This is a genomic window from Sulfurihydrogenibium sp. YO3AOP1 (assembly GCF_000020325.1).
Lineage (GTDB): Bacteria > Aquificota > Aquificia > Aquificales > Hydrogenothermaceae > Sulfurihydrogenibium.
This window is the reverse complement of sequence record NC_010730.1, coordinates 1761186-1772789: the sequence shown is the minus strand read 5'-3', so window position 1 is coordinate 1772789 and position 11604 is coordinate 1761186. Positions and strand designations below refer to the sequence as shown.

The window sequence follows — 11604 nt, the reverse complement described above, 5'->3', positions numbered from 1 at the left end:
ATGACAAAAAGTGACGTTTGAAGAGTCACGGGAAAAACTTTATTCACTTTATCAACCCGTCACATCTTACCTCTCACTTTCTAACCTCCCAATTAACAATATGTTAAAATAAAAAGTTATGGAGATAAAAAACTACAAGCTTGAAATCAGTTATATTGGAACTAACTACAACGGTTGGCAAAGGCAGAAAAACGGAATTGGAATTCAGCAAGTCATTGAAGATTTATTATCTGAGCTTTTGGAAGAAAAAATAACGCTGATTGGTGCAGGAAGGACTGATGCAGGCGTTCATGCTTTAAGGCAGGTTGCAAACTTTAAAACGAAAAAACATAAAAACACAAAGACCATATATACCTATCTTAATGCAAAACTGCCAAGAGATATTTCAATTTTGAAAGTTGAAGAAGTGCCACTTTCTTTTAATGCAAGATTTTCAGCCAAAGGAAAGACATACCTTTATAAGATAAACACAAAGCCAGACCCATTTTTGTTTAAACTTGCTTGGTATTATGATAAAAAATTAGACTTGATAAAGATGGTAGAAGGAATTAATTTAATAAAGCAGTATAAAGACCTTTCTTCTTTGGCAAAAGCAGGGGATTATATAAGAAAAGAAATCGATTTAAGAGAGCTTAAGTTATACTTTGATGGTAAAATCATAACCATAGAAATTACAGCATCTCACTTTTTAAGAAATATGGTCCGTAGAATTGCAGGACACCTTGTCGCACTTGGAAGAGGTAGCTTAAGCTTAGAAGAGTTAAAAGATATAATAGAAAAGAAAAGTCCATCCCATGGTAAATTTACAGCACCACCGGAAGGTTTATATTTAAAAGCAGTGTATTATTAGTAAGAAAGTGAGAAGTGAATAGGTTGGGAGGCTGCTTTTGTAAATATCCACACTGTCATTCTGAGCGAAGCGAAGAATCTCATGTTTTTTAAGTCAAAAATGAGATCCTTCGGCCTTACGGCCTCAGGATGACAGAGAAAGTAAAAGCATGTTAACGATTGCTTATTTGTCATTCTGAAGCTGGCAAAGAATCTCATATTTTAAAAATTTCTAATCAGAACTTAGATATAAAGAAAAAAAGGAGAGAATAAAGATGGAAAATTTACAAAATTATGAAAATTTTAGAGCAGGGTTTGTTGCTATTGTTGGAAGACCAAACGTTGGAAAGTCAACGCTTTTAAACAACATAATCGGTACAAAATTAAGCATTGTCAGTCCAAGACCACAGACAACCAGAATGAGAATTTTAGGTGTTAAACATCTGCCGGATGCACAGATAATATTCTTAGACACGCCAGGAGTTCAAAAAGGTGGAGATTTACTTACAAAATCAGTAATGGAATTTGTAATATCAGGAATAGAAAGTGCAGATGTTATTTTAATGGTCATAGATGCTGAGACAGGTTGGACAAAAGAAGATAAAGAAATCGTAGAAAACTATCTTAAAAAAGTAGACAAACCTGCAATCCTTGCAATCAATAAAATTGATAAGATAAAAAGAGATTTGGTTTTACCGCTTATTGAAGAATCTACAAAAATATATGACTTTAAAGAATTTGTTCCAATATCTGCCATCAAAAATCTAAACATTGATGAGCTTATTGAAACAATAAAAAAATACTTACCAGAATCTCTGCCATTGTATCCAGAAGACCAAATAACAGACCTGCCACTAAAGTTTTATATAGCAGAAATCATTCGTGAAAAAGTATTTTTAAATACAAGACAAGAAGTTCCATACTCTGTTGCCGTTGAAGTTGAAAGTATACAAGAAGGAGAAAAGAATAAAAATTTACTTATTATTGATGCAGTCATTTATGTTGAAAGGGAAAATCATAAAGGTATAATTATAGGTAAACAAGGACAGATGTTAAAGAAAATCGGTATGCAGGCAAGAGAAGAGCTTGAGTTTTTACTTGGTAAAAAAGTTCATCTAAATCTGTATGTAAAAGTTAAAGAAAGATGGAAAGAAGATTTACCACTACTTAGAGAGCTTGGTTATAACCAAATATCATAAAAAAGGAAGGCGCTATGTCTCCAATAATTGAAGTTTTAAAGGAAACCCTAAAAAGGGCTATAGGCAAAAGAGATTATAAAACTATAGAAAAGATTATCATAAAAACCCACAAAGGAGACATAGCCGAAGTCTTTAAATATCTAAATAAAGAAGAAAGAAAAATCTTAATGCTTACCTTAATCAAATCAAACATTCAAAAAGCTGCCGATGTTTTTCAAGACCTTGAAGAAGATATAAAATCTGAATTACTTCGAAATTTAAGCTCAAAAGACTTAACAAATCTTTTAAATAATCTCCCGGTTAATGAAATTGTAAAAATTATAGACCATATCCCTGACGATGTAAGAGATATTATTTTAAAAAACTTAGAGAAGGAAAAGATTGAAGAGTTAGAAGAGTTAGAACAACTGCTTACTACCAATGAAGATAACATAGCATCTATTATTAGAGAAGATTATTTAAGCATCAATGAAAACATTACAGTTTACGAAGCTGTTGAGATTGTAAAAAATACAGATAAAGAGATAGAGATTCTTTATATCTATGTTGTTGATGATAAAAACAGACTCATTGGCGTTGTCTCGCTGAAAGAATTAATCACATCCCCAGGTAATATTTTAGTAAAAGATATAATGACAAGAGAGCTTATAACTGTAAGCATAAACGCTACAAAAGAAGAAGCTATTGATATTTTTAAAAGATACGACCTTTATATTTTGCCTGTTATTAATGACGAAGAAGAGCTTGTAGGTGTCATTTATATTGAAGATATAATTGATGTGATCTCTGAAAAAACAACAGAAGACTTCTTTAAAATGGCGGGAGCAAAGGAAGAAGAGCTTTTTTATCAAGATAAGACATTTAAAATTGCAAAATTAAGAATGCCTTGGCTTTTAACTGCAACATTTGGAGAGTTTATAACAGCTATAATCATAAGTTTTTTTAGTTTTACAATTGAGCAGTTTTTGCCAATCATTTTTTTCTTGCCAATGGTTGCCGCCCTTAGTGGTAATATAAGCTCCCAAGCTGCCATTATTACAGCAAGAGGACTAAAAGAAGGAAGACTTTCGGAAAACATAGTTGATTATATTCGTTCAATAATAAAAGAGTTAAAAGTTGCTTTGGTAATTGGTTTTGGAGTTGGATTGTTGGTTGGTTTAATCTCTTCTTTATGGATAAATAACCATAAGCTTGGAATGATAGTTGGAGTTGCTTTATTTTTTAGCATAGTTATAGCCGGCTTGATTGGTAGCTTAATACCGTATATTATGGATAAAATGGGTAAAGACCCAACCTTAGCAACCGGTGTTTTAGCATTAACCATTACAGATATCGTTGGAATATCAATATATCTATCTGTTGCAACATACTTTATACATTACTTACATTTATAGGAGGTTAGTATCATGGAGACAATCGCAATACACCCACCATTTACACACTTTGCAATAGCTTTTCCATTAATGCTGTTAATCATTCATCTGTTTTATATGATAAATAAAAAAGAGTTAGACAGTCTGCACTTGGTATTAACATTCTTGTCAACTTTGGCTGTTGTTGTTGCTACCATAACTGGTATTATAGCTCACGAACCAATAGAAACAAAGCTTGAAGAAATTAAGGCTTTTGGCTATCATCAAAAACTTGGCTTACTTCTTGCACTTTATTTTGTTATATTGGCTATCATGAGAATCATAATGACTAAAACAAAAGCACTTAACTTAGTATTTACAATCTTATTGATAATCGGCGTTGTTCTTTTATTTATTCAAGGAAAGCTTGGCGGTTCAATCGTTTACGAAAACATGATTACACCATGGTTAAAGTAGTTTAAAAATGTGATCCTTCGGACTAAAGTCCTCAGGATGACGGTTAAAGTTTGAATGATAAGCATTAGAAAAAAGGTAATCTTATTTGTCATTCTGAGCGAAGCGAAGAATCTCATGTTTTTCTTTTCAAATCAAAAAATCAAAAGAGGAGATCCTTCGGCTTTACAGCCTCAGGATGGCACGGAAAGGTAAGCTTACGAAAATTTTTACAGCACTCTTAATAAATAAGGACTTAAAACGTCAGGTGTTGGGGCAGTTCAAGAACAACCCATATAAACATATTTTGCCTCAATTAACAAACGCCCTACATCTAAGTTTTAACGTTTAAGCAAACACCTACATTTTTTAAAACCACATTCTTATTCCAATCAAAAAGCTTGATTCATTACTTTTATGACTCAGCTCTTTAGTCTGACCGAAGAATCTGTCAAAAGATACGCCAATATATGGTGCAAATTCTCTTTTTAATTCATACCTTAGCCTTAAAGAAAATGACACCTTGCTTAATCCACTTCCAAGTTCAAGGTTTTCTATTTTTTTATTACTTAATATTGTCTCAAAATGGGGTTGTAAAATCAATCGTTGAGTAAATAGCAAATCATTTTCTGCTTTAAATCTTAAATATACTTCCCCTTTTTCTGTTAGATAGATGTTTGAATCTACTTCAAACCAATAAGGAGCAAGTCCTTTTAAGCCTAAAACTACCGATTTTCTTCCTTTATTGTAATCACCAGCATAACCAACACCGAACCTTACATCCCAAAAGCTTGAAACGGCTTTACCGTATAACAAATCAGCTCGTTCAATCTCGCCTTTACTGTTTTTTAAGTAATCTTTACCTTCAAGTTCAAGCCATAGTTTGTTGTAGTCTCCGCCGTAGAAGCCAGTGATTTTATAACCTAAGGATTTACCTTTTTCAATGTATTCAAGTCTATCAAAGATAATACTTCCAAAGTTCATAGGATGCATAGGATTTTTTATCTCTTCATTATGATGTTCCTGAGAGAATGCTTTTAGAAAAATAAAAAATAAACTAAAAAATGAAATCGTTTTTTTCATCTGACTCTAACCACCCTAAACATACCGGAATCCATATGATACAACACATGGCAATGAAAAGCCCAATTACCAACTGCATCAGCTATAACATCTGCAAAGACTACCTCTCCGGGTTTAACGTTTATAGTATGCTTTCTTGGATTATATTTATCTCCACCATTATCTAAATACAACCACATACCATGAAGGTGAATTGGGTGGTTCATCATTGTATGGTTAATGATTGCAAATCTTACTAATTCTCCATATTTTAAATCTATAGGTTCTTCAAACTTTGATGTAAGATTTTTACCGTCGTATGTGTACATCTTCCATATAAACCTTTCCATATTTCCAACTAAATGAACTTCTATAATTCTATCCGGCTCTCTTAGGGGATATTTTTCTAAACTTACTAAATCTGAATAATTCAAAACTTTATGTTTTTGATTTCTTAAACCAACGCCCGGGTCTTCAAGCATTTGTCTTGGATTTTCTATTATCATATCAGCATCAACGCCAAAAGGATTGTCCTTAACATTTAACATCATTTTATAACCTTCTTCATGATGATGATGTCCATGATTATGATGATGGTGATGTCCCATGTCTTCCATAGTAAGTTCAGGAACTGGTCTTTTTTCCGGCAGTTTTGGTTTTAGACCATAACGGGTTGCAAGGGTTCCACTCACAAAACTGCTTCTATCCATTGATTCTGCATAGATTGCATAGGCTTTGTCTTCTTTTGGTTCTACAATTACATCATAAGTTTCAGCTATAGCTAATCTTATTTCATCAACATCAACAGGATAGATATTTTGACCATCGGCTTGAACAACTGTCATTTTTAGCCCCGGAATTCTTACATCAAAATATGTTCCGGATGATGCGTTTATAAATCTAAGTCTGACCTTTTCTCCAACTTTGAATAAAAATGTTGGATTTTCTTCTGTTGTTTGCCCATTCATTAGATACGTATAAGTTGCACCCGTTACATCTGCTATATCTCTTGAATCCATTCTCATTTGCGCCCACATGAGCCTTTCATTAACTGTGTTTAAAAATCCTTTGGTTTTTGCATCTTCTATAAAATCTTTTATTGTCCTTTTTTGATAATTATAATATCCCGGATGTTTTTTAAGCTTTTTTAATATGTCGTGTGGACTTTCATCTGTCCAATCTGATAAAAGTACTATATACTCTCTATCTGCCTTTATGCTATCGTCTTTTTCGGATTTACATATAATGGGTCCATACAAACCTGTTTGTTCTTGCATTAAAGAATGTGAATGATACCAGTAAGTACCATATTGAACGACAGGAAAGCGGTAAGTAAATTTGCTTTTTGGCATTATACCGGGAAATACCAATCCAGGGACACCATCCATATTATTTGGTACTAAAATACCATGCCAATGTATAGAAGTTGGTTCGTCCATTTCATTTATTACATGTATTATAACTTCCTTTCCTTCTTTAAATGTTAACAAAGGTCCCGGTAGCTGACCATTTACTAAAACGCCTGTTCCTTCTCTACTTCCTACTTTAACTTTTTCTTTCCTTATAACTAATGTATATTCTAATTTTTCATCATCTTCTTTAAAATCAAGGATTTTTAAATCTCTAACCACAGAAAAAGCATCAAAGCTTAATCCTAAGGTTGATAGAAAGCCCAGTTTTAAAATTTCTCTTCTACTAAACATCACTATTTAACTAAATCTTCTAATTGTTTTTTTAAGTCTGGATTTTTGTTTAGCATCTCTTTCATTGCTTCTTTATTTTGAAGCATATATCTAAACATCTCTGCCATATATTCTGGCTCTTCCATAACTTTCATACATCTATGCACTTGTGGACTCATTTTATGCTCTTCATGATTATGCTCTTGTGCATAAACTGAAAATCCAAAGGCAAAAAGTAAAACAGCAGTTATCTTTTTCATATTATTACCTCCAAACATATAATTATGCTTATTATATATTCTATTTTAAAAACATCAATGATTTTATTTAACGTTAATTTTGATTGAAGGTTTTTTATATCTTTATCAAGCTTTTACTAATCAAAAGTTAATTTCTGATGACTAGAAGATAGTCAAATAAAAATACACTTGGTAAAAAAATTCAAGAGAATATAAGATTTTTTGCCGACTACAGAATGACGATGTGGATTTTTGCAAGCAGTCTCACGTATGAATTTTTACCGCTATCCTGAGGACTTTAGTCCGAAAGGTTTCTTTCTTGTGTTATTTTTAATTTATTCTCTCTTTAAAGCTTTAACAAACAATACATTAAAATTCAGCACCGCTGTTTTATTGTAATTTTTAAATTTTTCAAAAATTCTCTTTTTTTCACCCAAGCTTAAACCCTCTTTACCAACCGCTGAACCTGTTTCGTGAAGATGATTTAATAGCTCTAACCCATTTTTAAATTCAAGTCTAAACTCTTTATGGAATGAAATAATTATTTCAAAATATCCACTGAGTATTTCTATAGCTTCTTTTTCAGAGTAAAAATCATAATTTCTTTTTCCTAAGATATTCTCAACGATTTTTAAACTTCCTTCAATTGGCATGCAAAAGCAAAAAATGCCATTTTGTTTTAAGACTTTGCTAATCTCTTTTAAACTTATCTTTAAATCTGTCCAATGTAGACTAAAATTAGAAACTGCAAAATCAAATACATTATTTTTAAATGGCAGTTTTTCTATATCTCCTGCGATTGCCAAAGGATTTTTTGATTTGTAGATTTCTAACATCTTTAAAGATATATCAACGCCTATCATTTTTTTTCTTAAACTCTCGTATAAAAAACCTGTTCCACAGCCTAAATCTATACCCAATCCGGTTATATCCTCAGCCATTTTGGACAGTATGGTAGCTGTTTGTTTCTGTATGATTGCTTTATTTTGATAAGTCCTGAAAGATTTTGAAAAAGATTGACTGATTCTTTTTTTAATCATCAATGTACTGGAAAATATCCCTTTCTAAAAATGGTGCATGATTTGAGTCTAATAAAATAAGTTGACTATTATTGATTTTTTCATGGCAGTATATAGCAGAATTTGGATTTACTATTGAGTCTTTATCTCCTTGGATTATGTAAGTTGGAATGTCAACAAGATGAAGTTTTTCTGTTAAGTCTAAATTTATGTATTCTTTTAAAAGTTCTTTACTTCCCTCTTTTTCAGGTAATGGAATCTCTCTAAACTCTCCACCCGTAGCTGTTTTTCTAAACTGATATATTGTATTTTCAAAATCATTGTTTAGATTCAGCATAAAGGCTTTAATGGCTTTTGGATCACTACCAAGAAGACTGTTATTAAACTTTGGACTAAAGCCTATTAAAACAAGCTTTTCTATAAATGGATTTTTTAAAGCTGTTAAAAACGCAACAGAGCCACCAAGAGACCAACCAATAAGCGTAGTTTTTTCATTTATCATGTTTGAAACATAGTTAACATAATCTTCAAAAATATTATTTTTCTCAAAATCTTGTAAGTCCCCATGAAATGGCAAATCTAAAAACAAACTATTATCTAAATAGTAGTAATCTTTAAATATCTCTTTACTAAACCCCCATCCATGGATAAATACGGCTTTCATTCTAAACTTCCAACCTCTTTAATCAAAAAGCTTTCTTCCTGTAAATATTTATAAAGCTCTTCAATATCGGTATCATCTTTTACAAAGTATATTCTACCACCTTTTGGATTTGAATATTCTTTCAACGGATTGATTCTATAATATGTATTATTAACTGCAACGTAGCCGGTTGTATAGTCTGGTTGGTCTGATATACAGTATTCAGCTATTATATCCAGATGGTTTAGGTTTTTTGTTGATAATGCTAAGGCATCTAAGGTTCTTTCTGTATATTTTTTTTCTAACAGTATTTTTTTGACTTCTTCACGGTGTAAAAAATCTACGTTTGTAGTTCTAACTCCTCTGTATCTGTCTTTTTCTACTCTTTTGCCTGACCTTGTTATAATCATTGCTCCTCTCATGTTTTCTCTATCAGGATTTGCTCCTGTATGTAATAAATCTATATACGCTTTAGCAATTTCTCTATCAATCCCGACCTCTTCAAGTAATTTTAATGCAATTTCATTCCCTTCTTTATGATTTTTTACATTGATCGTCTTTATATCAAGAGATTTCTCGATAAACTTAATATTATTAATTTTTTCTATTTTTATATTGACAAAATCAAACTCTTTGGGCCTTGTCAAAAGCTCTGAAACTACTTTTTGAATGCTTTCTTCAGTTGTTATTCTTTCTCCACCTGATACATGTCTATCGTTAAGCGATGCTCTCATCTTTACACTATAAAACTTCATGGCTCTAAAACATGTTTATCTAAAACATAACATTTAAAAGTTCCTTCAAAAAATTTATCTTCATTTTTAAAACCATCTACTTTAACTAAAACTTTTTTACCTTCAGTGTTTAAAACCTCACTTTTGAAAAAGGCTGTTTCTCCTATCTTTAATGGCTTTATAAACTTTACTTCAGCACTTCCTAAAACAACGTTTGGATGGTTAATTGTAATCATTGTACAATAATCTGCCGCTGAAAATATAAAACCTCCATGAATCAATCCTTTATCATCGGCAAGCATATCTTCGTTTGTTTCTAATCTGACCGTTGCAGTTTTTCCTTCAGCAAGCTCTATAACCTCTCCGGAAAGTTTAGGATTTATTTTGTTATGCGTTTTAATATTCATATCTCCTCCGTTATAACTTTTTGTTTGATAGTAAATAGTCTATTCAATAATTCACTTTAACACACTCTAACATATTTACATTCTTTATAGTCTTTGTCTCCTATAAATTCAAATTTTTCAGTCAAAAATCTAATATGATATTTTAATGTTCTCCTTTTGCTAAACAGCTTACATTCATGGAATAAAATTTTTCAATTTTTTGGTTATAATTTGCGAGGACATTATATTATTCTTTAAATATAAAAAGAATTATTCCAATGTACTTTTTACAACTTCCTCTATAGTAGTAATTCCTTTTAAGGCTTTTAATAAACCATCCTGTCTCAAGGTTTTCATCCCATGTCCAAGTGCATATTTTTTCATATCTTCCGTAGAAGCTTTGTCTATAATCATTGATTTTAATACATCATCGATTTTCAATAATTCATGTATTCCAGTTCTTCCTTTATACCCAGTAAAATTGCAAACACTACATCCTGCACCTTTATATAAAGTTAAATTCTCTTCAAATTCCATACCAGCATTTTCTAATATAATTTTCTCTTTTTTTGTTGCTTTATATTCTTCTTTACAATGCGGACATATTTTCTTTACTAATCTTTGAGCACAGATTAATAATAAAGAATCAGCAAGTAAGTAAGTTTCAACACCCATTTCCTCAAGGCGAGTTATCGTGCTAACAGAATCGTTTGTATGTAAGGTTGAAAAAACAAGATGACCAGTTAAAGATGCTTCGACAGCTGTTTTTGCTGTTTCTAAATCTCTAATTTCACCTACAAGTATAACATCTGGATCGTGTCTTAAAAATGAACGAATTGCTTTTGCAAAAGTATATCCTGCTGCTGGATTTATGTTTGTTTGAACAATTGAACCTCCAAGTTGGTATTCAACAGGATCTTCAACGGTCAAAACCTTAATATCTGGTTTATCTATCTCTTTTAATGCAGAGTAAAGAGTAGTCGTTTTTCCAGAACCAGTAGGACCCACATGCAAAATAATTCCATAGGGTTTTAAAATACTATCTCTGTATAAACTTAGATACTCATCAGAAAATCCCAATTTATTTAAATCTAAAATTACATTAGATTTGTCTAAAATCCTCATTACAAGGTCTTCACCATAAACGGATGGAATGGTAGAAACACGAAGATCTATGTTTATAGATGGATTATAATAGTTATAATTAATCCTTGAATCTTGTGGCAATCTTTTTTCATCTAATTTCATATTTGCCATAATTTTATAGCGAGCTATAATTGCATCCGCTGTGTATTTTGGTAAAACTAAATAATCATTTAAATCTCCGTCTATTCTAAACCTAATCCTTAAATTATTCTCCGTTGGTTGTATATGAATATCGCTTGCACCCTTTTTATAAGCATCTTCAATAATTTGATTTGCAAGAGCTATTATAGGTGAACTGGTTTCTGTAACTTCTTTTAATTCGTTAGAAAAATCTTTATAGATTGTTGTCTCGGTTGTTTTTTCTAACGTTTGTAAAATTTTTGATAATTTAGCTTTTTCTTCAAATAGAGAGTCTATTTTTTCCAATAGTTGGTTTTTTGTTGTGACTATTATCGATATCTCCCCAACACTATAACCATTTTTCTTTAGAATTTCAACCATTTCGTTCAATGTTATTATATCTGATGGCTCAACCATTGCAACTATTAAAACATTATCTTTTAAACTTATAGGTAAAATAAGCCTATTTTTTAAGAAATTTTTATCGAAGATATTTAGAAGATACTCTTCAGGTATATAATTTGTCAATCTGTCATAAGTATAGCCAAAATATTCTGCTTTTATTTTAGCTATTTCTTCATCTGAATATCCATTTTCAACCAATATTTCCAAAAGATTTTTTCTTTTAGACGATGCAATATCTTGATATTCTTTTAATTCTTCTAAGCTTAAACCTAATCTTTCTATTATTAAATCAGTAAAACTTTTATCTATTTTCTTTTTTCTTATGATGAATTCCAT

At 31.2% G+C, this 11604-nt stretch carries 12 protein-coding genes; 4 read left to right on the top strand and 8 right to left on the bottom strand.

The window, feature by feature from the left end; all coding sequences use genetic code 11:
* Positions 1 to 118 precede the first annotated feature (118 nt).
* The 4 genes from truA (at position 119) to SYO3AOP1_RS08735 (ending at position 3856) form a co-directional block, all read left to right on the top strand.
* A complete protein-coding gene (gene truA / locus SYO3AOP1_RS08750) occupies positions 119 to 850 on the top strand; it encodes a tRNA pseudouridine(38-40) synthase TruA (RefSeq protein ID WP_012460366.1) in 732 nt (243 codons plus the stop codon).
* A gap of 253 nt (positions 851 to 1103) precedes the next feature.
* Positions 1104 to 2027 (top strand): GTPase Era, encoded by a 924-nt coding sequence (era, locus tag SYO3AOP1_RS08745; protein WP_012460365.1) that lies wholly within the window; start codon positions 1104 to 1106, stop codon positions 2025 to 2027.
* Positions 2028 to 2041: 14 nt separating this feature from the next.
* Positions 2042 to 3421: a magnesium transporter gene (gene mgtE / locus SYO3AOP1_RS08740; protein WP_012460364.1), complete on the top strand. Its 1380-nt coding sequence runs from the start codon at positions 2042 to 2044 to the stop codon at positions 3419 to 3421.
* Positions 3422 to 3433: 12 nt separating this feature from the next.
* Complete coding sequence (locus SYO3AOP1_RS08735) at positions 3434 to 3856, top strand: DUF2231 domain-containing protein (RefSeq protein ID WP_012460363.1); 423 nt, start codon at positions 3434 to 3436, stop codon at positions 3854 to 3856.
* Between the two features lie 345 nt (positions 3857 to 4201).
* Here SYO3AOP1_RS08735 and SYO3AOP1_RS08730 read toward each other — a convergent pair whose 3' ends face one another.
* The 8 genes from SYO3AOP1_RS08730 to SYO3AOP1_RS08695 all read right to left on the bottom strand — a co-directional run bounded on the left by SYO3AOP1_RS08730 (position 4202) and on the right by SYO3AOP1_RS08695 (position 11604).
* Positions 4202 to 4915 carry a copper resistance protein B gene (locus SYO3AOP1_RS08730; protein WP_012460362.1) on the bottom strand — a complete coding sequence of 238 codons (714 nt, stop codon included), beginning with the start codon at positions 4913 to 4915 and terminating at the stop codon, positions 4202 to 4204.
* Positions 4912 to 6597 carry a copper resistance system multicopper oxidase gene (locus SYO3AOP1_RS08725; RefSeq protein ID WP_012460361.1) on the bottom strand — a complete coding sequence of 562 codons (1686 nt, stop codon included), beginning with the start codon at positions 6595 to 6597 and terminating at the stop codon, positions 4912 to 4914. Before SYO3AOP1_RS08725 ends, SYO3AOP1_RS08730 begins: the two co-directional genes overlap by 4 nt.
* A 2-nt stretch (positions 6598 to 6599) precedes the next feature.
* Complete coding sequence (locus SYO3AOP1_RS08720) at positions 6600 to 6836, bottom strand: hypothetical protein (protein WP_012460360.1); 237 nt, start codon at positions 6834 to 6836, stop codon at positions 6600 to 6602.
* A gap of 314 nt (positions 6837 to 7150) precedes the next feature.
* Entirely contained in the window at positions 7151 to 7855 is a 705-nt protein-coding gene (locus tag SYO3AOP1_RS08715) for a methyltransferase domain-containing protein (protein ID WP_012460359.1), read from the bottom strand.
* Positions 7848 to 8498 (bottom strand): alpha/beta fold hydrolase, encoded by a 651-nt coding sequence (locus SYO3AOP1_RS08710; protein ID WP_012460358.1) that lies wholly within the window; start codon positions 8496 to 8498, stop codon positions 7848 to 7850. The genes SYO3AOP1_RS08715 and SYO3AOP1_RS08710 overlap by 8 nt, the downstream gene beginning before the upstream one ends.
* On the bottom strand, positions 8495 to 9232 hold the full coding sequence (locus tag SYO3AOP1_RS08705) for a 6-carboxyhexanoate--CoA ligase (protein ID WP_012460357.1): 738 nt from the start codon (positions 9230 to 9232) through the stop codon (positions 8495 to 8497). Before SYO3AOP1_RS08705 ends, SYO3AOP1_RS08710 begins: the two co-directional genes overlap by 4 nt.
* Entirely contained in the window at positions 9229 to 9618 is a 390-nt protein-coding gene (locus tag SYO3AOP1_RS08700; RefSeq protein ID WP_012460356.1) for a hotdog domain-containing protein, read from the bottom strand. Before SYO3AOP1_RS08700 ends, SYO3AOP1_RS08705 begins: the two co-directional genes overlap by 4 nt.
* 249 nt (positions 9619 to 9867) lie before the next feature.
* Positions 9868 to 11604, bottom strand: a complete 1737-nt coding sequence (locus SYO3AOP1_RS08695; RefSeq protein WP_012460355.1) for a GspE/PulE family protein — start codon at positions 11602 to 11604, stop codon at positions 9868 to 9870.